Source organism: Micromonospora ferruginea (assembly GCF_013694245.2).
Lineage (GTDB): Bacteria > Actinomycetota > Actinomycetes > Mycobacteriales > Micromonosporaceae > Micromonospora > Micromonospora robiginosa.
The window spans coordinates 2,261,253-2,284,797 of the sequence record NZ_CP059322.2; the positions used below are offsets into that span (position 1 = coordinate 2,261,253).

Below are 23,545 nucleotides of genomic sequence, written 5' to 3' on the forward strand. Positions count from 1 at the left end.
ACCATGGAGTGGTGATCCGCTTCCTGCTGAACCTGCTGTGGCTCGTCTTCGGCGGCGGCCTCGTCCTGGCCGTGGGCTACGGCGTGGCCGCCCTGATCTGCTTCGTCCTGGTCGTCACCATCCCGTTCGGTGTCGCCTCGCTGCGCCTCGCCTCGTACGCGTTGTGGCCGTTCGGCCGCACGCTGGTGCCGAAGCCGGGCGCCGGGGTGCCGTCCGGGCTGGCGAACGTGCTGTGGGTGGTGCTGGCCGGCTGGTGGCTGGCCCTGTCGCACATCCTCGCCGGGGTCGCGCTCTGCGTGACGATCATCGGCATCCCGTTCGGGGTGGCCAACTTCAAGCTGGTCCCGGCCGCGCTCTGGCCGCTCGGCCAGGAGGTCGTCGAGACCCCCTGACCCGGCGGGCCACCCGGCGGCACCCCTGCCCGGCGCCTTTCGAGCTGAGAGCGGAGGCGACTCGGCTTCGCGGCCGGACGCACCGCCCGGCGCGGGAGTGCGTCACTACGCGAGAGGGCCTGTCGAGGCCGGGCGGTGGACACCGCCGTGCGGCACGACGCCAGAGGGACAGTCGAGGCCGGGGCGGCGGACACCGCTGGCCCCGGTGAGCGAGTCGCTGGACGGCCGCCCCCTGAGTCGCCCGCGCTCTCAAGTCGAAAGGCGAGGCGGACGAGCGGGTGACCCGGGCGCTGTCCGGTGGCGAGGACTCGGTCAGCCCGCGAACTCCGCCCGGCGGCCCCGGTGATCCGCGTTCGCCCGCTTCGGGCCCCGTGCCGGGCCTGGTCACACCGCCTAGAGCATCCTAGGAGGATAGCGTGGTGGTCGGATGACGTGAACCCGGCTCACGGTGGGCGAACCGTGACTACCGTCGGTGAGGTGGGAGATCGGGAGGGTGTGCTCGAGGCGCTCAGGGCGGATCCCGCGATGGCCGGCCTGCGCCGGTCGCTCGATTTCTACCACGGTGACCCGGCACGCGAGGCGGCGCTCGACGCGTTCTACGCCCCGCTGGTCCGTGCCGGCGACCTGGTCCTCGACGTCGGCGCGCACGTCGGCGACCGGCTCGCCAGCTTCCGCCGGCTCGGCGCCCGGGTGGTCGCGGTGGAGCCGCAACCGCTGTGCGCCCGGGTGCTGCGCGCCCTGCACGCCGGCGACGACGCGGTGACGGTGGTGGAGGCGGCCTGCGGAGCGACGACCGGACCGGTCCGGCTGCACGTGAACTCCGCCAACCCGACCGTCTCCACCGCCTCCCCCGGCTTCGTCCGGGCCGCCGACCGGGCCGCCGGCTGGGAGGGCCAGACCTGGGACGACGAGATCGAGGTGGGCGGCACCACGTTGGACGCGCTCGTCGACGCGTACGGCCGGCCGGCGTTCGTGAAGATCGACGTGGAGGGCTTCGAGGACGCCGTGCTGGCCGGGTTGAGCCGCCCGGTGCCGGCGCTGTCGTTCGAGTTCACCACGATCACCCGGGACCTGGCCGGGCACTGTCTGGAGCGGCTGACCACGCTCGGTTTCACCGCGTTCACGGTGGCGCTCGGCGACGAGACGACGTTCGCGCTGCCCGGCTGGGGGCCGGCCGGCGCGGTGGCGGCGTATCTGGACGGGTTGCCGCACGAGGCGAACGCCGGCGACGTGTACGCGCGAAGCTGAGCACCGTCCACACCGGAACCTGCCGATCGCACTGCATCGACGCTGCTCACCGGCTTGATCGACGCATCCGCTGCCTGGCCACTTTTTTCAGGTGTCGAACTTAGGCATGTTTCGTTACCGGCCCGTTATTGACGTGACCGGCGCCACTTCGGTTGACTGCCACGGAACCGCTACCGCAACCGGTTCCGAAACATCCCCCGTCCCTGCGTCCCGGGAGCGTCCCGTGCCGATCACCATCGCCGACGTCGCGACCCGCGCCGGGGTGAGCAAGACGACCGTCTCGCGGGTGCTCAACGGCAAGGGCGAGGTGCACATCCGCACCGCCGACCGGGTCCGCGCGGTGATCAGCGACCTGGGCTACGTGCCGAGCGCCCGCGCGGTCGGGCTGGCCCGCGGGCGGACCCGGGTGGTCGGCATGCTGGTGCCGGCCCTGACCTGGCCCTGGATGGGCGAGGTGTTGCAGGGCGCGGCCGACGCGGTCGAGGCCGAGGGCTACGGCATGCTGCTGTTCACCTGCACCCACGGCGACGAGTCGATGCGGCGGTTCGCCTCCCAGGTCTCCGCCAAGTCCTTCGACGGCCTGCTCGTGGTCGAACCCGAGGGCACCCTGGACTACATCACCGGGCTGCACCGGCGCGGCCTGCCGGTGATCCTCATCGACGACCGTGGCCACCAGCCCGGCTTTCCGTCGGTGCGGACCACCAACGAGGACGGCGCCCGGGCCGCCGCCGCGCACCTGCTCTCCCTCGGCCGTCGCCGGCCGCTGGTCATCACCGGGCTGCGCCGGTTCGGCTGCACCCGGGAGCGGCTCGCCGGGTTCGCCGGCGGGTACGCCGACGCTGGCGTACCCGTCGCGCCGGAGCGGGTGGTGGAGGGCGACTTCACGTTCGAGTGCGGGCGCGCGGCGGTGCGGCGGCTGCTCGCCGACGGCGTGCCGTTCGACGCGGTCTTCGCGCACAACGACCTCTCCGCCGCCGGGGCGCTGCAGGCGTTGCGCGACGCCGGCCGGCGCGTCCCGCAGGACGTGGCGGTGGTCGGCTTCGACGACCTGCCGCTCGCCGGGCACACCCATCCCCCGCTCAGCTCGGTGCGGCAACCGCTGCGCGAGATGGGCACGGCCGCCGCCCGGCTGCTCATCGCCCACCTGACCGGCACCCCGCTGCCCGACACCCCGACCGTCATCCCGACCGGCTTCGCCGCCCGCGCCTCCACCCACGTCACCTGAGCGTCACCCCGCCGCACCCGGCGACCACGCCGGTGGGCAGCCAGCCCGCCGGTGCACCACCGCACACCCTCCATCCACCACATCCCGCCCGAGGACACGCGGGACCACCGAGGGAGACCTCCATGAGAAGACGGCAACTCCTCGCCGCCGCGCTGGCCGGCGCGATGGTCACCACCACTGTGGCCGCCTGCGGCGACAGCCCGAACGCGAACAAGAAGAGCGGCCAGGCCGCGACCGTGCTGAACGTCGGCATGCCCAACGGCCCGCAGGCGGAGAACAACAACCCGTTCCTCACCACCTCGGCCGCCGCGTCGCTGGGCTACCGGTGGCAGATCTACGAGCCGCTGATGATGTGGAACCCGGTCAAGCCGGCCGAGCCGTTCAAGCCGTGGCTGGCCACCAAGGCCGAGTGGTCGGCGGACTACAAGTCGGTCAAGGTGACCATCCGCGACAACGCCACCTGGTCGGACGGGCAGAAGGTGACCGCCGAGGACGTCGCGTTCACCTACAACCTGGTCAAGAAGTTCCCCGCGCTCAACGACCAGGGCGTGCCGTACACCGACGCGACCGCGAGCGGCAACGACGTCACCATCACCATGTCCAGCCCGCAGTTCGTCAACCAGCAGAAGGTGCTGTGGCGGGTGCCGATCGTGCCGAAGCACCTGTGGGAGAAGATCGCCGACCCGACCACCGACCCGGTGAAGCAGCCGGTCGGCAGCGGCCCCTACACGCTCAAGTCGTTCACCCCGGCGACCACCACGCTGACCGTGCGCGACGGCGGCTACTGGCAGGACGCGCCGAAGGTCAAGGAGCTGCGGTTCACCTCGTACACCGACAACAGCGCGCAGACCACGGCGCTGGCCAACGGCGAGTCGGAGTGGAGCTTCGTCTTCATCCCCAACTACCAGACCGTGTTCGTGGCCAAGGACCAGAAGAACCACAAGGTGTGGGCGCCGCCGGTGCTGGGCATCCACGGCCTCTACCTGAACACCACGAAGAAGCCGTTCGACGACCCGACGCTGCGCAAGGCGATGAACATGGTCGTCGACCGGTCGGACATCTTCACCACCGCCGAGGCGGCCTACTTCCACCCCGAGGTCAAGAGCGTGACCGGCCTGCCCAGCCCGGCCGGTGACTCGTTCATCGCGCCGGAGTACAAGGGGCAGGAGCACAAGGTCGACGTCGAGGGCGCCAAGGCGCTGCTCACCGGCGCGGGCTACAAGCTCGACGGCACCACGCTCAAGGACAAGGGCGGCAAGCCGGTCACGATCAAGCTGACCGACCCGGCCGGCTGGTCCGACTACCAGACCAGCCTGGAGATCGTGAAGGACAACCTGTCGAAGATCGGCATCGCGGCGACCATCGACAAGGCCAACCAGGACGCCTGGTTCCGCAACGTGGAGCAGGGCAACTTCGACGCCACCTTCCGCTGGACCGAGAGCGGCGCCACGCCGTACGACATCTACCGGACGATCATGGACGGTCGGGTGCTCAAGCCGATCGGCACCGCGTCGCCGGCCGGCAACTTCGGCCGCTTCACCAATCAGGCGGCGACCGACGCGCTGGTCTCGTACGCCAACGCGACCGACGACGCCACCCGCACCACCGCGCTCGCCACGCTCCAGAAGATCTTCGTGGAGCAGACGCCGATGATCCCGGTCGGCGCGGACAACATCGGCGGCGCGTACAGCGTGAAGAACTGGACCGGCTGGCCGGACGACTCGAACCCGTACGGCGCGCTGCAGCCCACCCAACCCAACGCGCTGGACGTGGTGCTGCACCTCAAGCCGACCGCCGGCTGACCCGGCGTCGCCGCCCCGGCCGGCACGCCCGCCGGCCGGGGCGGCGGACCCCGCCCTCACCCCCGGCAACCTCAGACAGGAATTCGGCATGACGACGACCGAGAGCGCCCCGGCGCCGGCCGACGAGGTGGTGCTGGAGGCCGTCGGCCTGACCAAGCACTTCCCGGTGCGCCGGCGGCTGCGCGACCTCCTCTCCCGGAACCCGGCGGTGGTGCACGCCGTCGACGACGTCTCGATCGCGCTGCGCCGCGGCCGGGTGACCGCGCTGGTCGGCGAGTCCGGCTCCGGCAAGTCCACGGTGGCCCGGCTGCTGGCCCAGCTCTACCCGCGCACCGGCGGCGACATCCGGCTGCACGGCGCCTCGACCCGGGTGCACGGCGGCCGCCGCTTCCGGGCGTACGTGCGGCGGGTGCAGTTGATCCTCCAGGACCCGTTCGCGTCGCTGAACCCGGTGCACACGGTCCGCTACCACCTGACCCGGTCGCTGCGCATCCACGGCAACGCCGGATCCGGCCCGGACGGGCTGGAGCGGGCGCTCGCCGACCTGCTCACCCGGGTCAGCCTCACCCCGCCGGAGCGCTACCTCGACGCGTTCCCGCACGAGCTGTCCGGCGGGCAGCGCCAGCGCGTCGCCATCGCCCGGGCGCTCGGCGCCGACCCGGAGGTGCTGCTCGCCGACGAGCCGGTGTCGATGCTTGACGTCTCGATCCGCCTCGGCGTGCTCAACCTGCTCCAGGACCTCAAGGACCGGCTGAACCTGGCGATCCTCTACATCACCCACGACATCGCCTCGGCCCGCTACTTCGCCGACGAGACCATCGTCATGTACGCCGGCCGGATGGTCGAGGGCGGCGACAGCGAGACGGTCACCCAACGGCCGGCGCACCCGTACACCCGGTTGTTGACCGACTCGGCGCCGGACCCGGACCGCATCACCGGCGCCGGCGCGGACGCCGAAGCGGCGAGCGAGCGCGGGCAGGGCGAGCCGCCGAGCCTGATCCGCCCGCCGGCCGGCTGCCGGTTCCACCCGCGCTGCCCGCACGCCATGCCCCGGTGCACCACCGAGCTGCCGCCGCCGATCCCGGTCGAGGACCGGCCCGGGCACTGGGCGGCGTGCTGGCTGTTCGACCCGGACACCGTCGCGGCCGGGAAGACCGGAACCGCCACGGCGACCCCGACGGCCGGCGCCACCGCCGGACAGGAGGCGACCCGATGAGGTTCCTGCTGCAACGGGTGGCGTTCTACCTGTTCACCGCGTGGGCGGCGATCACGCTCAACTTCTTCATCCCGCGGATCGTGCCGGGCGACCCGGTGCAGTCGCTGATCTCGCGTAACCAGGGCCGGATCAGCGCCGACGCGATCGCGTCGCTGCGGGTGCTGTTCGGCCTGGACTCCGATCGCAACCTGTGGGAGCAGTACGTCGCCTACTGGGGCCAACTCCTGCACGGCGACCTCGGGTTGTCGTTCACGTTCTTCCCGGCCCCGGTGTCCGAGGTGATCGGCAACAGCCTGCCGTGGACCGTCGGCCTGGTCGGCGTCACCACGATCGTCAGCTTCCTGCTCGGCACCGCGCTCGGCGTGGGCGCCGGCTGGCGGCGCGGGTCGTGGATCGACGGGCTGCTGCCGGCCACCACGTTCCTCTCCTCGATCCCCTACTTCTGGCTGGGCCTGGTGGCGATCGCGTTGTTCGCCGGGCCGGGCAGCTTCTTCCCCTCCTCCGGCGGCTACGAGCCGGGGCTGGTGCCGGCGTTCGACGCGTACTTCATCCCGAGCGCGTTGCAGCACAGCATCCTGCCGGCGGCGACCATCCTGGTCTCGTCGATGAGCGGCTGGATCCTCAGCATGCGCAACATGATGGTGACCGTCTCCAGCGAGGACTACATCACGGTCGCGCACGCCAAGGGGCTCTCCGAGCGCCGGGTGGCGCTCAGCTACGCCGCCCGCAACGCGCTGCTGCCCAACGTGTCGGGCTTCGCGCTGTCGCTGGGCTTCATCGTCGGCGGCACGCTGCTGGTGGAGATCGTCTTCTCCTACCCGGGCCTGGGGTTCCAGCTCTTCCAGGCGGTCGGCAGCAAGGACTACCCGCTGATGCAGGGCATCTTCCTGATCATCACGATCTCGGTGCTGGTGGCGAACCTGCTCGCCGACGTCGCATACCTGCTCCTCGACCCGCGGACCCGAAAGAGCTGAGCGATGACACTCTCCCCGTCCAGCATCGAGCAGGTCATCCCCGGCCAGGGCGCGATGGCGCAGCCGTCGGCCAAGGCGCGCCGCCGCCGGTTCCGCTTCGTGGCGAACGCCAAGGCCGCGACCGGGCTGGTCGTCCTCGGCGTGTACGCGCTGCTGGCGGTGATCGGCCCGTGGATCGCGCCGTACGACCCGGACGCGCGGGGCGCCGACGTGCTCCAGGCGCCGTCGTCCCGGCACTGGTTCGGCACCACCCACCTCGGGCAGGACATCTTCAGTCAGATCCTGGTCGGCGCGCGCAGCGTGATGGTGGTGGGGCTGATCGCCGGCGTGCTGGCCACCATCCTGTCCATCCTGATCGGCGTCACCGCCGGCTATCTGGGCGGCGCGGCCGACGAGAGCCTGTCCGCGCTGTCCAACGTGTTCCTGGTGATCCCCGCGCTGCCGCTGATCATCATCGTGGCGTCCCTCGTCGACCAGGCCGGCGACCTGCTGGTCGCGCTCATCATCGGGCTCACCTCGTGGGCCTGGGGGGCCCGGGTGCTGCGCGCCCAGACACTGTCGTTGCGCCGCCGCGACTACGTGGAGGCGGCCCGGGCCACCGGCGAGCGGACCTGGCGGATCATCGGGTTCGAGATCCTGCCGAACCTCACCGCGATCATCGCGTCCGGATTCGTCGGCACGGTCATCTTCGCGGTGATGTCGGAGATCACCCTGGCGTTCATCGGCATCTCCTCGGTCAGCTCCTGGAACTGGGGCACCATCCTGTTCTGGGCGCAGGGCCAGCAGGCGCTCGCGCAGGGCGCCTGGTGGTGGTTCGTGCCGGCCGGGCTGGCCATCGCGCTGCTCGGCACCGCGCTCGCGCTGATCAACTTCGGGATCGACGAGTTCGTCAGCCCCCGGCTGCGCACCGGCGGCCGGACCCGGATCCGCACCGCCGACGGCCGCACCGTGCGGATGCGGGTCGGCTTCACCCCCGTGCTGGCCCCGAAGCCGGCTCCCGTGCCGATGCCTGACACCCGAGAGGACCGGACCTCATGAACGGCAAGGTGCTGGAGATCCGTGGGTTGTGCGTCGACTACGGCGTCGGCGCGGACGCGGTGCACGCGGTGCGCGACGTCGACCTGACGCTGCACCGCGGCGAGGTGCTCGGCCTGGCCGGGGAGAGCGGCAGCGGCAAGTCCACCCTGGCGTACGGGCTGACCCGGCTACTGCCCCCGCCCGGCGTGGTCAGCGGCGGCCAGGTGATCTACCACCCGGCCGACGGGCCGCCGGTGGACGTGCTGACGCTCAGCCCGGCGAAGCTGCGCGAGTTCCGCTGGGCGGAGACGTCGATCGTGTTCCAGGGTGCGATGAACTCGCTCAACCCGGTGCACAAGGTCTCCACCCAGCTCCTCGACGTGATCAAGGCGCACGAGCCGAGGAGCACCGCGGCGGGCCGGCTGGCCCGCGCCCGGGACCTGCTGCGCCTGGTCGGCATCGCCGCCGACCGACTGGACAGCTATCCGCACCAGCTCTCCGGCGGCATGCGGCAACGCGTCATGATCGCCATGGCCCTGGCGCTGGAGCCGCAACTCGTGATCATGGACGAGCCGACCACCGCGCTGGACGTGGTGATGCAGCGGCAGATCCTCGGCCAGCTCGCCGAGCTACGCGAACGCCTCGGCTTCGCGGTGCTGTTCATCACCCACGACCTGTCGCTGCTGGTGGAGTTCTCCGACCGGATCGCCATCATGTACGGCGGCCGGATCGTCGAGGAGGCGCCGGCCGCCAAGCTGTACGCCGAGCCGCTGCACCCGTACACCGAGGGGTTGCTGCACTCCTTCCCGGCGCTGCGCGGCCCGCGCCGCGAGCTGACCGGCATCCCCGGCTCCCCGCCGGACCTGCGCGCCATGCCGGCCGGCTGCGCGTTCCACCCCCGCTGCCCGAAGGCGTTCGACCCCTGCGACGAACGGCTTCCGGTGCTGGGGCCGCCCGGCGTCGCCGATCCGACCCGGGCCGTCGCGTGCTGGCTGCACCCGGCCGTCGCCCCGCTGCCCCGCTGAGAAGTCCGAGCCCACCGCTACCGCGAGGAGAACCATGGACACCGACCTCAACCGCCCGAGCGTCGATCAGGCCGACCCGATCGACACGCTGCCGCCGACCTTCCGGTGGGGGGTGGCGACGTCGTCGTACCAGATCGAGGGCGCGGCGGCCGAGGACGGCCGCACCCCGTCGATCTGGGACACCTTCTGCCGGGTCCCCGGCGCGGTGGCGAACGGCGACCACGGCGACGTGGCCTGCGACCACTACCACCGGATGCCGCAGGACGTGGCGCTCATCGCCGACCTGGAGCTGGACACCTACCGGTTCTCGGTGGCGTGGCCCCGGGTGCAGCCGGGCGGGCGCGGGCCGGCCAACGCCGCCGGGCTGGCCTTCTACGACCGGCTGGTGGACGAGCTGCTCGGCCGGGGCGTCGACCCGTGGGTGACGCTCTACCACTGGGACCTGCCGCAGGAGCTGGAGGACGCGGGCGGCTGGCCGAACCGGGACACCGCGTACCGCTTCGCCGACTACGCGGAGCTGGTCTTCGCCGCGCTCGGCGACCGGGTGCGCACCTGGACCACGCTGAACGAGCCGTGGTGCTCGGCGATGCTCGGCTACGCGTACGGCGACCACGCCCCGGGCCGGCGGAACCTGGGCGACGGCATCGCCGCCGCGCACCACCTGCTGCTCGGGCACGGGCTGGCCACCCAGCGGCTGCGGGCGGCGGCGCAGTCGCCGATCGAGCTGGGCCTGACGGTGAACCTGTCCACCGCCGACCCGGCCACCGACAGCGCGGCGGACCGGGACGCGGCGCGGGCCGCGGACGGGCTGGGCAACCGGCTCTACCTGGACCCGGTGCTGCGCGGGTCGTACCCGCAGGACGTGATCGACGACCTGGCGGCCGAGGGGGTGCGCATTCCGGTCGAGGACGGCGATCTGGACGTCATCGCCACCCCGATCGACGTGCTCGGGGTCAACTACTACTTCGGGCAGGTGCACTCCGGGGTGGACGAGCAGGGGCGCGAGCGCGACGACGACGGCAAGCCGGTGCGCCGGGTGGTCCGCCGCGACCTGCCGCGCACCGCGATGGACTGGGAGATCGTGCCGGAGTCCTTCACCGACCTGCTGGTCCGGCTGCACCGGGACTACCCGGGCGTGCCGATGGTGATCACCGAGAACGGCGCGGCGTTCGACGACGAGGCGAACGCCGACGGGTTCGTGGCCGACGACGACCGGGTCTCCTACCTGACCGAGCACCTGCGGGCGGTGGCCCGGGCCCGGCAGGCGGGCGCGGACATCCGTGGCTACTTCGCCTGGTCCCTGCTGGACAACTTCGAGTGGGCGTACGGCTACGACAAGCGCTTCGGCATCGTGCGGGTGGACTACGACTCGCAGCGCCGCACCCCCAAGCGCAGCGCGTTGTGGTACCGCGACACCGTGCGACGGGTGCGCGGGCAGGGCTAGGGCGACCGCCCGGGGCGGCCGCGCGGGAGTCCTCCCGGGCGGCCGCCCATTTTTTTCACGTCTTGACATAAGGCCGGAACAACGGTTCGCTCATTCGCGGATGTCAATTCATTCGGAAGGAGCATCCGTGTCCCCCACCACCGCTGCCCGCCACGCCGGCCGCGTCGCCCTGACGCTCTGCCTCACCGCCGGCGCCCTCGTCCCCACCACCGCGGCCCACGCCGCCGGCGAGACCGTCGACGTCTGGCTCACCACCACCTCCGACGCCGGCGGCCGGACCGTCACCCGCGGCCTGCAACAGCAGAGCCCGCTGAGCTTCGCCGCCACCAGCCCCGGCGCCACCCGCACCATCACCGTCGACGAGAACACCCGCTACCAGCCGTTCGAGGGCGCCGGCGCGTCCATCACCGACACCACCGCGTACCTGCTTCGCGGCGGTCCGGTCAGCGCGGCCACCCGGGACGCGGTGATGCGCAAGCTGTTCAGCCCCACCGACGGCATCGGGCTGTCGTTCGTGCGCAACCCGATCGGCGCGTCCGACCTGTCCCGCCCCGGCAACGTCTCCCTCGACGACACCTGCTGCGACCTGAACGACTTCGGCGCAGGAGGCTACGACACGAACGTCGAGCTGCTCACCGCGCAGGCCCGCCAGCTCAACCCGGCGCTGCGGGTGATGGTGGTGCCGTGGAGCGCGCCCGGCTGGATGAAGGACAACGGCCGGATGGACCAGATGGGCTGGCTGAAGTGGGAGCACTACGCCACCTACGCGCAGTATCTGGTCAAGACGATCCAGGCGTACGCGGCGCGCGGCGTCCCGGTCGACTACCTGTCGGTGCAGAACGAGCCGAACTGCTGCCAGTCCGGTAACCCCACCGCGATGGACTACCCGGGCATGAGCTGGAACGCCTCCGGCCTGACCGAGCTGACCAAGAACTTCGTCTACCCGGCGTTGCGGGCCGCCGGCCTCAGCACCAAGGTGCTGGTGCACGACTGGAACTACGGCGACTACGGCACGATCGGCTCCGGCCTGCTGGCCGACAGCGCGGTACGCACCGACCCGCTGTTCGGCGGCATCGCCTGGCACGGCTACTTCGGCGACCCGGCGGTCGGCAGCCAGGTGCGCGCCCAGTACCCGGCGGTGCCGCAGTTCAGCACCGAGCACTCCGGCGGCACCTGGATCACCAACCAGCACAACGAGGACATGGCCGACATCGTCACCTACGCGCGAAACTGGAGTCGCAGCGTGGTGAAGTGGAGCCTCGCGGTCAACCAGAACATGGGCCCGCACAACGGCGGCTGCGGCACCTGCACCGGCCTGATCACCGTGCAGGAGGGCGGCGCCCGGGCCGGCCAGGTCGACTACACCGTCGAGTACTACACCACCGGGCACCTCACCAAGTTCGTCCGGCCCGGCGCGACCCGGATCGACTCCACCGCCGACACGACCGTGCCGAACGTCGCCTACCGCAACCCGGACGGCTCCAAGGCGCTGCTCGCGCACAACGGCGGCACGTCGGCGCAGTCGGTGAAGGTGGTGTGGGGCGGGCAGTCCTTCACCTACACGCTGCCGGCCCGCACCACCGCCACGTTCACCTGGTCCGGCACCCCGTCCGGCGGCGGCACCCCGCCCACCGGCCCGGTCACCGGCATCGGCGGCAAGTGCCTCGACGTCACCGACAACGCCACCGCCGACGGCACCCCGGCGCAGATCTGGAGCTGCACCGGCGGGACCAACCAGCGCTGGACCCGGGCCGCCGACGGCACGCTGCGCGCGCTCGGCAAGTGCCTGGACGTGGCCGGCGGCGGCACCGCCGACGGCACGAAGGTCCAGTTGTGGACCTGCAACGGCAGCGCCGCCCAGCAGTGGACCTGGACCGCCGCGCGGGACCTGGTGAACCCGCAGGCGAACAAGTGCCTCGACGTCACCGGCAACACCGCCGCCGACGGCACGAAGACCCAGGTGTGGAGCTGCACCGGCGGCGCCAACCAGAAGTGGACGCTGCCCTCCTGAGCCGACCGGCCGGGCCGCCGCTCAGCGGCGGCCCGGCCGTCGCGCGGGCGCGGGTCGCACCGCGGGTTCGCGGGGGACGCCGCCGTCGCGCAGCAGCCGGGTCATCGGCAGGGTGGCCGCGCCCATCGCGACCGCGTCCGGTCCGAGCCGGCACAGCTCGATCGAGGTCTGGGCGTACGGCTGGCGCAGCGCGTGCCGCGCGGTGGCCTCGCGGATCGCCGGCAGGTGCCGCTCGCCCAGGGCCAGCCCTGCCCAGCCGCCCAGCACCACCCGTTCCGGGTTGAACAGGTTCACCAGGTTGGCCACCCCGGCGCCCAGGTAGCCGACCGTCTCGTCGACCACCTTCACCGCGGTGCGGCCGGTGGCGCGCAGCAGCTCGCCGAACGCGCTCTCCTCGTCCCCGCCGGCCGCCGGGCGACCCCGGTTGGCCTGCCGGAACCGGTCCAGCACCCCCTCCGCCCCGACGTACGCCTCCAGGCAGCCGAGGTTGCCGCAGCGGCAGCGCCGGCCCTCGTACACGATGGTGGTGTGGCCCCACTCGCCGGCACTGCTGTGCGCGCCGCGGTAGCCGACGCCGCCGGCCACCACGCAGGCGCCGACACCGGAGCCGACCAGGGCGACCACCGCGTGCCGGACGCCCCGGCCGGCGCCGAACCACATCTCGGCCTGCCCGAGCGTCTTGGCGCCGTTGTCGACGTGCACCGGGACGTCGGTGCCGGCGCGCAGCATCGCGCCGAGCGGGACGCCGTCCCAGCCGAGGGTCTGGGCGTGCACCACGGCGTCGGCGGTGTGTTCCACCGTGCCGGAGACGGCGACGCCGAAGCCGAGCACCGCGCCCGGGTCGACGCCCGCCTGCTCGGTCACCGCGGCGAGGCCGTGCAACAGGTGCGCGGCGACCCGCACCGGGTCGGGCTCGGCGGCGGCGATCGGGTACTCCGCCTTGGCCAGCGCGGTCATGCTCAGGTCGAACAGCTCGACCTGTACCCGGGTCTCGCCCACGTCGGCCCCGACGAGGTAGCCGTAGCCGGGCGCGACGCGCAGCAGCACCCGGGGACGGCCGCCGTCGGACTCGACCGAGCCGGCCTCCTCGACCAGCCCTTCGGCGATCATCTCGCCGACCAGGTTGCTCACGCTGGCCAGGCTCAGCGCGGTGGACTGGCCCAGCTCGTGCCGGCTGAGCGGCCCGTCCAGCCAGATCCGGGTGAGCAGGACCGACCGGTTGGCCCGGCGCATGTCGCGCACCGTGGTGCGTCTGGCGTCCACGTCCGCCGCCGTCCTTCCCGCATTTTCACGCTCTGAACGAAGTGCTGACAGGCTACTGGACATTTACATTTAACAAAGTTAACTGATAGCCTCCGGCGCATCGACGAGGAGGTATGACATGCGACTCGGACGTCCGATGACCGCCCTGCTCGGCGGCGTCGCGCTACTCGCCGCCACCGTGGCCCTGCCGGCCACCGCCGGCGCCACGCCCACCGGCAACCAGGCCGCGCTGGTCGCCTGCGACGCGCCGGCCTGGGCCGAGGGCGTCACCTGGACCGCCGGCAGCCGGGCCACCTTCGGCGGCCGGCTCTACCAGGCGCTGGTGACGCACACCCCACCGGTCGGCGCGGGCTGGACCCCGGCCGCCGTACCGGCGCTCTGGACCGACCTGGGCGCCTGCACCGGCGGCACGCCGTCGCCGAGCCCGACCACCCGGCCGCCTTCGCCCACGCCCAGCCCCTCCCCACCCGCACGCCCGGACCCACCCCGACGCCGACGCCGACCGCCACACCCAGCCCGACCACACCCGGCGGCGACACCTGCGCGCTGAGATCGCGGCCCGGCGGCAAGGTGCTCCAGGGCTACTGGGAGAACTGGGACGGCGCGGCCAACGGCGTGCACCCCGGCCTCGGCTGGATCCCGATCACCGACTCCCGGATCACCGGGCACGGCTACAACGTGGTCACCGCCGCGTTCCCGGTCATCCGCGCCGACGGCACCGTGCTCTGGGAGGACGGCATGGACGCCGGCGTCAAGGTGCCCACCCCGGCGCAGGTGTGCCAGGCCAAGGCGAGCGGGCTGACCGTGCTGCTCTCCATCGGCGGCGCCGCCGCCGGCATCGACCTCAGCTCCGCAGCCGTCGCGGACCGCTTCGTCGCCACCGTGGTGCCGATCCTCAAGCGGCACAACTTCGACGGCATCGACATCGACATCGAGACCGGGCTGACCGGCAGCGGGAACATCAACCAGCTCTCCCCGTCGCAGGCCAACCTGATCCGGATCATCGACGGCGTGCTGGCCCAGATGCCGGCCGGCTTCGGGCTCACCATGGCGCCGGAGACCGCGTACGTCACCGGCGGCAGCGTCACCTACGGCTCGATCTGGGGCGCCTACCTGCCGATCGTCAAGAAGTACGCGGACAACGGCCGGCTCTGGTGGCTGAACATGCAGTACTACAACGGCTCGATGTACGGCTGCGCCGGCGACTCGTACCCGGCCGGCACGGTGCAGGGCTTCACGGTGCAGACGCAGTGCCTGAACAACGGGCTCACCGTCCAGGGCGTCACCATCCGCGTCCCGTACGACAAGCAGGTCCCCGGCCTGCCGGCGCAGCCCGGCGCGGGCGGCGGGTACATGGGCCCGGCGCTGGTGGGGCAGGCCTGGAACTCCGTGCCGGGGCTCAAGGGGCTGATGACCTGGTCGGTCAACTGGGACGGGTCGAAGGGCTGGACGTTCGGCGACACCGTCAGGGGGCTCCAGGGCCGCTGAGCGCACGGATCCGCGTCACCGGCCCGGCACCTCGTCGGGCCGGTGACCGGCGTTCACCGCGCCGCCTTTTCCGATCGCACCAGCTCCAACAGCCGGCCCACCCAGTTGGCGCCGGCCGAACTCCAGTAGCGGGATCCCCAGTCGCCGTAGAGCAACCGGGCGTCCCCGGTCTCCCGGAGCCGGTCCGCCATCGCCGGGTGCCGGGCGAACTTGTCCCGCAGGAGCGCGGCCATCACGCCGAGCCGGACGGCCGGCCAGCCGTCCCGCCGGGGCGCCTGCTCGGCGAGCGCCCGGGCGTCCAGGCCGCGCTCGACGCCGGCGATGCGGTCGTGCCAGGCGGCGTCGTCGGTGGACAGCGCCCAGTAGGCGTGCATGACGCTCGGATACTCCCGGCCGTCGTGCACGACCGGTGCCGGATAGTCGAGCTGGAGTACCTCGGAACCCGGCGGCTGCGGCCAGCCGCTCGGATAGACGTGGCCGCCGATCCGCAGCGGGACCCTGGTCGCGACCTCCGGCCCGTCCAGCACGTCCCGCTCCCGCGACGCGGCGATGCCGCGTTCGCTGCGGCGGAAGTAGTCCACCGCCCACTCCTGCATCTCGGTCGTCACGGTGAGGGTGTGCTCCGGACGCCGGGCCGGGGTCGTCTCACCCGGCTCCGCGAGCAGGATCCGCACCGGCACGTCGTCCTGGTCCATGTCACCGAGCACGTATCGCCGCCGGTGCTCGGGAACCGCGAGGTACCGCTCGCGGACGATCTCCAGGTTGGCACGGCTCGGCTCGGCGGCGTACGCGATCAGCGCGTTCCAGCAGCGCCCGGAGGAGTCCGGCCGGTCGTTGAGCCGGTCCAGCTCGTCGGCGAGGTCGGCGACCACCAGGTCGGGTGTCAGCCAGGACGTCAGCCGCGCCGGGCCGGCGGCGGTGCCGTCGACGGTGATCGTCGCGCCCTCGGGCGGGGCCAGGGTCAGCGTGCCGTCGTCGAACGCGGCCCGGAGGCCGTCGACGTCCGTTGACTCCCATCGCCAGGTGACGACGCCGTCGGCGTAGACGGAGAGCGGGGTCAGGATGTGGTGATCCGCTTCACGGACGAAGACGAGGCGTTGCCGCCCCCGCACCACCTCGTCCTCGACGGTGCGCCAGGTCGCAGTGGAGTCCGGCATACGACGAGTCTAGCGATCTTGATCCTTCCGTAGCGTCTCGACGGCTGGCGTCGAGCCGCACACCCTGACACGCTGGCCCTCGTGTATGACTACGACCTGCTGGTGCTGGGATCCGGGCCGAGTGGACAGAAGGCGGCCGTCGCCGCCGCCAAACTGGGGCGGCGGGTGGCCATCGTGGACCGCCGCGACATGCTCGGTGGGGTGTGCATCAACACCGGGACCGTGCCGTCCAAGACGCTGCGCGAAGCCGTCCTCTACCTGACCGGGCTGAGCCAGCGCGACCTCTACGGCAGCAGCTACCGGGTCAAGGAGGACATCACGGTCGCCGACCTGGCCGCCCGCACCGAGCACGTGATCAGCCGGCAGACCGACGTCATCCGCAACCAGTTGGCCCGCAACCGGATCGCGATGATCACCGGCACCGGCCGGTTCGCCGACCCGCACGCGGTCTGGGTCGACGCGGGCTCCGGCCGCGAGAACCGGGTCACCTTCGACAAGGCGGTCATCGCCGCCGGGACCCGGCCGGCCCGCCCGGACAGCGTCGACTTCGACGACCGGACCATCGTCGACTCCGACGGCGTCATCAACCTGCAGGCCGTGCCGCGCAGCATGGTGGTCGTCGGTGCCGGCGTGATCGGCATGGAGTACGCGTCGATGTTCGCCGCGCTCGGCACCAAGGTGACGGTGGTCGAGCGCCGCGAGCGGATGCTCGACTTCTGCGACGAGGAGATCGTCGAGTCGCTCAAGTACCACCTGCGGGACCTGTCGGTCACCTTCCGCTTCGGCGAGGAGGTGGCCTCGGTGGAGAAGCACCGCACCGCCGCGCTCTGCGTGCTGCGCAGCGGCAAGAAGATCGTCGCCGACACGGTGATGTACTCCGCCGGCCGGCAGGGCCAGACCGACGACCTCGCGCTGGAGGCGGCCGGCCTCACCGCCGACCACCGCGGCCGGATCCAGGTCGACACCCACTACCGCACCTCGGTCGAGAACATCTACGCCGTCGGCGACGTGATCGGCTTCCCGGCGCTGGCCTCCACCTCGATGGAACAGGGCCGCCTCGCCGCGCAACACGCCTGCGGGGAGCCGGCCCGGGCCATGCCCGACCTGCAACCCATCGGCATCTACACCATCCCGGAAATCAGTTTCGTCGGGAAGACCGAGGACGAGCTGACCGACAGCTCCACCCCGTTCGAGGTGGGCATCGCCCGCTACCGCGAGCTGGCCCGCGGGCAGATCGTCGGCGACTCCTACGGCATGTTGAAGCTGCTCGTCTCGCCCGGCGACGGACGCCTGCTCGGGGTGCACGTGTTCGGCACCGGGGCCACCGAGATCATCCACATCGGGCAGGCCGTGATGGGCTGCGGCGGCACGGTCGACTACCTGCTCGACGCCGTGTTCAACTATCCGACGCTGGCCGAGGCGTACAAGGTGGCGGCGCTCGACGCGGCCAACAAGATCCGCAACATCACCCGGATCGACGGCTGAGCCCGCCGCGGCCGGTCCCCCTCCGCGAGCGGGGACGGACCGGCCGCGCCGCGCGGGTCAGATGGCGAAGCCGCCGTCGACGTTGATCGTGGCCCCGGTGACGTAGCGCCCGTCCGGTCCGGCGAGGAACGCCACCGCGGCGGCCACCTCCGCCGGCTCCGCGTACCGACCGAGGGCGGTGAGGCCGCCGATGGCGCCCGCGTTCGGACCGTCCGCCGGGTTCGAGTCGGTGTCCGTCGGACCGGGATTCACCAGGTTGACGGTGATCGCCCGGCCGCCGAGTTCCCGGCCGAGCGCCCGGGTGAGCCCGACCAGCGCGGTCTTGCTCATGGCGTAGAGCGCGAAGCCCGGGAACGGCGTCCGTTCCGCCATGTTGCTGCCGATGGTGACGATCCGGCCACCGGCCGCCATGTGCCGCACCGCCGCCTGCGAGGCCACGAACGGCGCCCGGACGTTGACCGCCACGGTCCGGTCGAAGTCCTCCGGGCGCAACTGCTCCAGCGACCCCAGCAGGAACGCCCCGGCGTTGTTGACCAGGATGTCGAGCCGCCCCAGCTCACCGGCGGCACGGTCGACGGCGGCGACCACCTCGCCCGGATCCGCGCTGTCCGCACGCACCGCCGTCGCCCGTCGGCCCATCGCCCTGATCCGGTCCACCACCTCGTCGGCCCGTCGCCGGTCCCGGTGGAACGTCAGCGCCACGTCGGCGCCCTCCTCGGCGAGCCGCGTCGCCACCGCCGCCCCGATCCCCGGCCCCGCCGGTGACCAGCGCGACCTTGCCCTCAAGCGTGTTGTTCATGAGGACCAGCCTGCTCGGGGACGGTGGCGATGTCCGGCGGTGATCGGACCTGGCGTTCCGCCGCTCAGGACACGTGCTCGCGCACCCAGTCCCGGGACCGGACGAACGCCGCCACCGGCTCGCCCACGTACCCCCAGGGCCACTCGCTGACCTGGTCGCCGAGCAGGTCGAAGACCCGGGCCGCGGCCTCGAACTCGTGCGCCAGCTCCAGGGCGAGCGCGAACAGTCCGGCGCGGGGCGCCAGGCCGGGGCCGGGCCGGAACGTCGGGTGCAGCACCGACCGCTCGGCGGCGGCGACCAGCTCGGCGCCGACCTCGTCCGACCGCATGTACGCGTCGTCCTCGCCGGCCGGCAGCTCCAGCCACTTCTCGATGTGCGCGGCGGCGATCAGCGCCGGCAGCATGCTGCCCTCCGGCGCGCTCACGGTCGCCGCCCGGGCCAGCGAGAACATCGCCTCCTCGGTGCCGAACCACTTCGGGCACAGGTACTGCAACCGGTGCTCGTGCGCCACCTGGTGCCCGGGGTGCCGCGTGACCACGGCGTCGAAGCGGGCCGCCGCCTCCTCCTGGTCGACCTGCCGGGCCCGGGAGGTGGCGACCAGCCAGGCTCGGGACGTCACGTCGTCGGGGTCCCGGTCCGCCACCTCGTCGAGCAGGTTCTCGGCCACCAGCAGCCGCTTGCGGAACTCCCGGAACTGATCCTGGCCGGTGTGTTCGGCGCGCTGGTTGCCGCGTGCCTCCCACGCCCAGTAGAACGCGTGGCAGCCGCGCACCAGCACCGGCAGCGTCGAGTCCGGCTCCGCCGCGACCCACTCGCCGATCCAGTCCTGCACGCCGTCGACCCGCCCGGCGGCCTCCATCAGGTACGCGCGGTCGTCCGGGTCGGTGACCGGGGTCAGCACGTCCCGGGCGGCCCGCCAGTCCCGCGCGCCCAGCGCGTCGACCAACGCCCGCGCCACCGGATCCCCGAACGCCGGATCCATCACCGGCCCGCCGCCCCGCCCCTGCTCCCGTCCCCGCCGCCGAAAAAGCCCCACGATCGTCTCCTCCCCGTGCCCGACCGCGAGATCGTAACCGCCCACCCGGGATCCGTCGATCATGGAGTTGTGGTCGATGACAAGGCGGACATCCACCACATTCGAGGCGCCACAAGTCCAAGATCGACGGGGCGGGGCGGGGGCCGGGGGCGGGGGTCAGCGGCCGGTGGCGTAGCCCTGGGCGCCTCGGGGGTTGGCGGCGGCCGCGAGGACGCCGGTGCGGGGGTCGCGGGTGACGGCGCAGAGGCGGCCCAGGCTCCACGGGTCGGCGCGGCGGACCGTGTGGCCCCTCGCGCGCAGGCCGGCCAGCACCTCGGGATCCACGCGGTCCTCCACCACCAGCACGCCCGGCTCGACCTCGCGCGGATAGAACGACGCCGGCAGGCTGGTCGTGTGCCAGGCCGGGGCGTCGATCGCCGCCTGCAACTCCTGCCCGCCGGCCAGGTGCCGCAGCAGGAACAGCAACTGCCACTGGTCCTGCTGGTCGCCGCCGGGCGTGCCGCAGGCCATCACCGGCTCGCCCTCGCGCAGCACCAGCGTCGGGCTCAGCGTGGTACGCGGCCGACGACCCGGCCGTAGCGACGAGGCGAGCCCCTCCTCCAGCCAGCACATCTGCAACCGACTGCCCAGCGGGAAACCCAGCTCCGGGATGGTGGGCGAACTCTGCAGCCAACCGCCGCTCGGCGTGGCGGAGATGATGTTGCCCCACCGGTCGACCACGTCGACGTGGCAGGTGTCGCCGCGGGTCACCCCGTCCGCGCGTACGGTCGGCTCGCCGGTGGCGGGATCCGGCGGGCCGGCGCGCCGGGTGTCGTGCGCGTGCAGGTGCGCCGGGAGCCGGGGCGGCGTGCCGGCCGGGCTGCCCGGGCGCAGCGCGGTCGACGCGGAGTCGCCGATCAGCGCGGCCCGCGCTCGCGCGTACTCCGGCGACAGCAGCGCCCCACCCGGCACGTCGGTGTCGCCGTACCACGCCTCCCGGTCGGCGAAGGCCAGCTTGAGCGCCTCGGCCTGGGCGTGGATGCCGTCCACCGTGGACGGATCGAGTGCCCGGGGGTCGTCGAGGGCGTCAAGCGTCGCCAGCGTCTGCAGCAGCACCGGCCCCTGGCCCCAGAAGCCGCTCTTCGCCACCGTGTGCCCGTGCCAGTCGAGCGTGACCGGTTCCTCCCAGCCGGCGGACCAGCCGGCCAGGTCGGCGCCGGTGAGCACGCCGGCGTGCGGGCGGCCGCTGGAGTCCCGGAACGGCAGGCGGCTGAACTCCTCGATCGCCTCGGCGACGAACCCCTCCCGCCAGGCGCGCCGGGCCGCCTCGATCTGCGCCACCCGGTCCGCCCCGGCCGCCCGAGAGGCGTCGACGAGGCGGCGCAGCGTCCGCGCGTACGCCGGGTTGGTGACCATCTCCCCCGGCGCGGGCGGGCGGCCGTCGCGCAGCCAGAGTCGCGCGGAGGTCGGCCAGTGCTCGGTGAACAGCGACCGGACCCGCTCGACGGTCTCCCCGGCGGCGCCGACCAGCGGGTGGCCGGCGGCGGCGTAGCCGATCGCCGGTTCCAGCACCTCGCCGAGGGAGCGGGTGCCGTGGTCGCGCAACAACAGCAGCCAGGCGTCGACCGCGCCGGGCACCACCGCGGCCAGCGGGCCGGAGCCGGGCACCAGGTCCAGGCCGAGCGACGCGAAGTGCGCGACGGTGGCCCCGGCCGGGGCCGGGCCCTGCCCGCAGAGCACCCGGGGGGTCGGATCGGCGGCCGTGGCCACGATCGCCGGCACCTCGCCGGCCGGGCCGTTGAGGTGCGGCTCGACCACGTGCAGCACGAACCCGGCGGCGACCGCGGCGTCGAAGGCGTTGCCGCCGCGCTCCAGTACGCCCATCGCCGACTGGCTGGCCAGCCAGTGCGTCGAGGAGACCATGCCGAACGTGCCGCGCAGCGTCGGCCGGGTGGTGAAGGTCATCACCGTCGATCCTACGCCGGGTCGGCGGCCTCGCCGTCGAGCGGGAACAGGCAGGCCGCGCGGTGGTCGGGGCCCACCTCGGCCAGCGCCGGATCGGTCCCGGCGCACTCGGCGCGGGCCCGCGGGCATCGGGTACGGAACCGGCAGCCGCTGGGCGGGTCCACCGGGCTGGGGATGTCTCCGGTGAGCACGGTGCGGCGGCGTTGCCGCTCGACGCGGGGATCGGCCACCGGCACCGCCGACAGCAGCGCCGCCGTGTACGGGTGCGCCGGCCGTTGGTAGATCCGCTCCGGTGGGCCGGTCTCCACGATGCGGCCGAGGTACATCACCGCGATCCGGTCGCTCATGTGCTCCACCGCGGCCAGGTCGTGCGCGATGAACAGGTAGGTCAGCCCGAGGTCGCGTTGCAGGTGCCGCAGCAGGTTCATGATCTGCGCCTGCACGCTCAGGTCCAGCGAGGCGATCGGCTCGTCCAGGACGATCAGGTCCGGCTCCCCGGCCAGCGCGCGGGCCACCCCCACCCGCTGGCGCTGGCCGCCGGACAGCTCGTGCGGATGCCGGCCGGCGGTGTCGGCGCGCAGGCCCACCAGCTCCAGCAGCTCGGCCACCCGGTCCCGGCGGGTCGCGGCGGAACCGGCCAGCCGGTGCACGTGCAAGGGCTCGGCGATGCTGTCGCCGACCGTGCGGCGCGGGTCGAGGGACGCCTGCGGGTCCTGGAAGACCATCGCCACGTGCCGGCGCATCCCGCGCAGGCGGCGGCGGGACAGGTCGGTGACGTCCGCGCCGGCCACCCGGACCCGGCCGGCGGTCGGGTCGACCAGCCGCAGCAGCGCCAGGCCGGCGGTCGACTTGCCGCTGCCCGACTCGCCGACCAGGCCGAGCGTCTCACTGCGACGCACCGCCAGGCTGACGCCGTCCACCGCCCGCACCACGCCGGCCGGGGTCGGGAAGTGCACCGCCAGGTCGTCCAGCTCGGCGACCACGTCCGCCGCTGTCATGAGGTCTCCCCCGGATAGAAGGTGCGGACCGTGTGCCCGGGGCCGACCGGGGTCAGCGGGGGCAGCTCGTGCTCGCACCGGGGATCGGCGCGCACCGGGCAGCGCGGCCAGAACGCGCACCCCGGCGGCAGGTCCAGCGGGCTCGGCGGCGCGCCCGGGATGGCCACCAGGTCCTCACCCCGGCGCGCCGGGTCCGGCCGGGCCGCGAGCAGCGCCCGGGTGTACGGGTGCGACGGCGTGTCGAACACCGCGTCGACCGGGCCCTGCTCGACGATCCGGCCGCCGTACATCACCGCGACCGTGTCCGCGATGCCGGCGACCACGCCCAGGTCGTGGGTGACCCAGACGACCGCCGTGCCGAGCCGCTGTTGCAGGTCGGCGACCAGCTCGACGATCTGCGCCTGGGTGGTCACGTCCAGCGCGGTGGTCGGCTCGTCGGCGATGAGCAGGTCCGGCTCGCAGGCCAGCGCCATGGCGATCACCACCCGCTGGCGCATGCCGCCGGAGAACTGGTGCGGGAACGCGTCGACGCGCCGCGCGGCGGACGGGATGCCGACCAGGTCGAGCAGCTCCACCGCCCGGTCGCGGGCGGCGCGGCGGGTCAGTCCGAGGTGCGCCTCGGCCGCCTCGGTGACCTGCCGGCCCACCGGCAGCACCGGGTTGAGCGACGTCATCGGATCCTGGAAGACGAACCCGACGTGCCGGCCGCGCAGCTTGCGGCGGCGGTCGTCCGGCAACGCGCTCAGCTCGGTGTCGAGCAGCCGCACCCGGCCGGTGACCGTCGCCGCGCGCGGCGCCAGCCCGGTGGCCGCGAGCAGCGTCATGCTCTTGCCGCTGCCGGACTCGCCGACCAGCGCGAACGTCTCCCCGGCCCGCACCTGCCAGGACACCCCGGCCACCGCGCGGGCCGGCCCGCGCCGGGTGCCCACGGTGACCGTGAGGTCCTCGACGGAGAACACGGTCTTGCCGTTGCTCGTGCTGGGCTGGCTGGGCATGCGCTCGTGGCCCTCGCTTCGCTCGG

19 protein-coding genes and 1 pseudogene are annotated in these 23,545 nt (G+C 73.0%); 13 read left to right on the top strand and 7 right to left on the bottom strand.

The window, feature by feature from the left end; all coding sequences use genetic code 11:
- Positions 1 to 11 precede the first annotated feature (11 nt).
- From H1D33_RS10040 to H1D33_RS10085, 10 genes are all read left to right on the top strand, one after another.
- Positions 12 to 392 (top strand): YccF domain-containing protein, encoded by a 381-nt coding sequence (locus H1D33_RS10040; RefSeq protein ID WP_181568324.1) that lies wholly within the window; start codon positions 12 to 14, stop codon positions 390 to 392.
- A gap of 525 nt (positions 393 to 917) precedes the next feature.
- Positions 918 to 1,640: an FkbM family methyltransferase gene (locus H1D33_RS10045; RefSeq protein ID WP_181572808.1), complete on the top strand. Its 723-nt coding sequence runs from the start codon at positions 918 to 920 to the stop codon at positions 1,638 to 1,640.
- 223 nt (positions 1,641 to 1,863) lie between these two features.
- A complete protein-coding gene (locus H1D33_RS10050; protein ID WP_181568323.1) occupies positions 1,864 to 2,865 on the top strand; it encodes a LacI family DNA-binding transcriptional regulator in 1,002 nt (333 codons plus the stop codon).
- A 122-nt stretch (positions 2,866 to 2,987) separates the two neighbouring features.
- Positions 2,988 to 4,667: an ABC transporter substrate-binding protein gene (locus H1D33_RS10055; RefSeq protein WP_181568322.1), complete on the top strand. Its 1,680-nt coding sequence runs from the start codon at positions 2,988 to 2,990 to the stop codon at positions 4,665 to 4,667.
- 88 nt (positions 4,668 to 4,755) lie between these two features.
- Positions 4,756 to 5,883, top strand: coding sequence for an ABC transporter ATP-binding protein (locus H1D33_RS10060; protein WP_181568321.1), 1,128 nt, complete (start codon positions 4,756 to 4,758; stop codon positions 5,881 to 5,883).
- Complete coding sequence (locus H1D33_RS10065; protein WP_181568320.1) at positions 5,880 to 6,857, top strand: ABC transporter permease; 978 nt, start codon at positions 5,880 to 5,882, stop codon at positions 6,855 to 6,857. Before H1D33_RS10060 ends, H1D33_RS10065 begins: the two co-directional genes overlap by 4 nt.
- A 3-nt stretch (positions 6,858 to 6,860) precedes the next feature.
- Complete coding sequence (locus H1D33_RS10070) at positions 6,861 to 7,895, top strand: ABC transporter permease (protein ID WP_181568319.1); 1,035 nt, start codon at positions 6,861 to 6,863, stop codon at positions 7,893 to 7,895.
- A complete protein-coding gene (locus H1D33_RS10075; RefSeq protein ID WP_181568318.1) occupies positions 7,892 to 8,899 on the top strand; it encodes an ABC transporter ATP-binding protein in 1,008 nt (335 codons plus the stop codon). The genes H1D33_RS10070 and H1D33_RS10075 overlap by 4 nt, the downstream gene beginning before the upstream one ends.
- Positions 8,900 to 8,933: 34 nt before the next feature.
- Positions 8,934 to 10,343 (top strand): GH1 family beta-glucosidase, encoded by a 1,410-nt coding sequence (locus H1D33_RS10080; protein WP_181568317.1) that lies wholly within the window; start codon positions 8,934 to 8,936, stop codon positions 10,341 to 10,343.
- A 127-nt stretch (positions 10,344 to 10,470) separates the two neighbouring features.
- A complete protein-coding gene (locus H1D33_RS10085) occupies positions 10,471 to 12,354 on the top strand; it encodes a lectin (protein WP_246411476.1) in 1,884 nt (627 codons plus the stop codon).
- 21 nt (positions 12,355 to 12,375) lie between these two features.
- Here H1D33_RS10085 and H1D33_RS10090 read toward each other — a convergent pair whose 3' ends face one another.
- On the bottom strand, positions 12,376 to 13,617 hold the full coding sequence (locus H1D33_RS10090; RefSeq protein ID WP_181568315.1) for an ROK family transcriptional regulator: 1,242 nt from the start codon (positions 13,615 to 13,617) through the stop codon (positions 12,376 to 12,378).
- Positions 13,618 to 13,735: 118 nt separating this feature from the next.
- Between H1D33_RS10090 and H1D33_RS10095 the strand changes: the two genes are divergently transcribed.
- Together H1D33_RS10095 and H1D33_RS10100 are read left to right on the top strand one after the other, a co-directional pair.
- Positions 13,736 to 14,167: a carbohydrate-binding protein gene (locus H1D33_RS10095; protein WP_246411473.1), complete on the top strand. Its 432-nt coding sequence runs from the start codon at positions 13,736 to 13,738 to the stop codon at positions 14,165 to 14,167.
- Positions 14,168 to 14,187: 20 nt separating this feature from the next.
- A complete protein-coding gene (locus tag H1D33_RS10100; protein WP_246411471.1) occupies positions 14,188 to 15,105 on the top strand; it encodes a chitinase in 918 nt (305 codons plus the stop codon).
- 53 nt (positions 15,106 to 15,158) lie between these two features.
- On the opposite strand, the gene H1D33_RS10105 is transcribed toward H1D33_RS10100, so the two are convergent.
- Complete coding sequence (locus H1D33_RS10105; protein ID WP_181568314.1) at positions 15,159 to 16,262, bottom strand: NADAR family protein; 1,104 nt, start codon at positions 16,260 to 16,262, stop codon at positions 15,159 to 15,161.
- 81 nt (positions 16,263 to 16,343) lie between these two features.
- On the opposite strand from H1D33_RS10105, the gene sthA reads away from it, so the two are divergent.
- On the top strand, positions 16,344 to 17,747 hold the full coding sequence (gene sthA, locus H1D33_RS10110; protein WP_181568313.1) for a Si-specific NAD(P)(+) transhydrogenase: 1,404 nt from the start codon (positions 16,344 to 16,346) through the stop codon (positions 17,745 to 17,747).
- Between the two features lie 57 nt (positions 17,748 to 17,804).
- Here the strand turns inward: sthA and H1D33_RS10115 are convergent.
- From H1D33_RS10115 to H1D33_RS10135, 5 genes and pseudogenes are all read right to left on the bottom strand, one after another.
- Positions 17,805 to 18,546, bottom strand: a pseudogene (locus H1D33_RS10115) (SDR family oxidoreductase).
- Positions 18,547 to 18,610: 64 nt separating this feature from the next.
- Complete coding sequence (locus H1D33_RS10120) at positions 18,611 to 19,582, bottom strand: DUF4034 domain-containing protein (RefSeq protein ID WP_307755386.1); 972 nt, start codon at positions 19,580 to 19,582, stop codon at positions 18,611 to 18,613.
- Positions 19,583 to 19,738: 156 nt separating this feature from the next.
- A complete protein-coding gene (locus H1D33_RS10125) occupies positions 19,739 to 21,526 on the bottom strand; it encodes a gamma-glutamyltransferase family protein (RefSeq protein WP_307755387.1) in 1,788 nt (595 codons plus the stop codon).
- An 11-nt stretch (positions 21,527 to 21,537) separates the two neighbouring features.
- Positions 21,538 to 22,524: an ABC transporter ATP-binding protein gene (locus H1D33_RS10130; protein WP_181568310.1), complete on the bottom strand. Its 987-nt coding sequence runs from the start codon at positions 22,522 to 22,524 to the stop codon at positions 21,538 to 21,540.
- Positions 22,521 to 23,519, bottom strand: a complete 999-nt coding sequence (locus tag H1D33_RS10135) for an ABC transporter ATP-binding protein (RefSeq protein ID WP_181572807.1) — start codon at positions 23,517 to 23,519, stop codon at positions 22,521 to 22,523. Before H1D33_RS10135 ends, H1D33_RS10130 begins: the two co-directional genes overlap by 4 nt.
- Positions 23,520 to 23,545 lie beyond the last annotated feature (26 nt).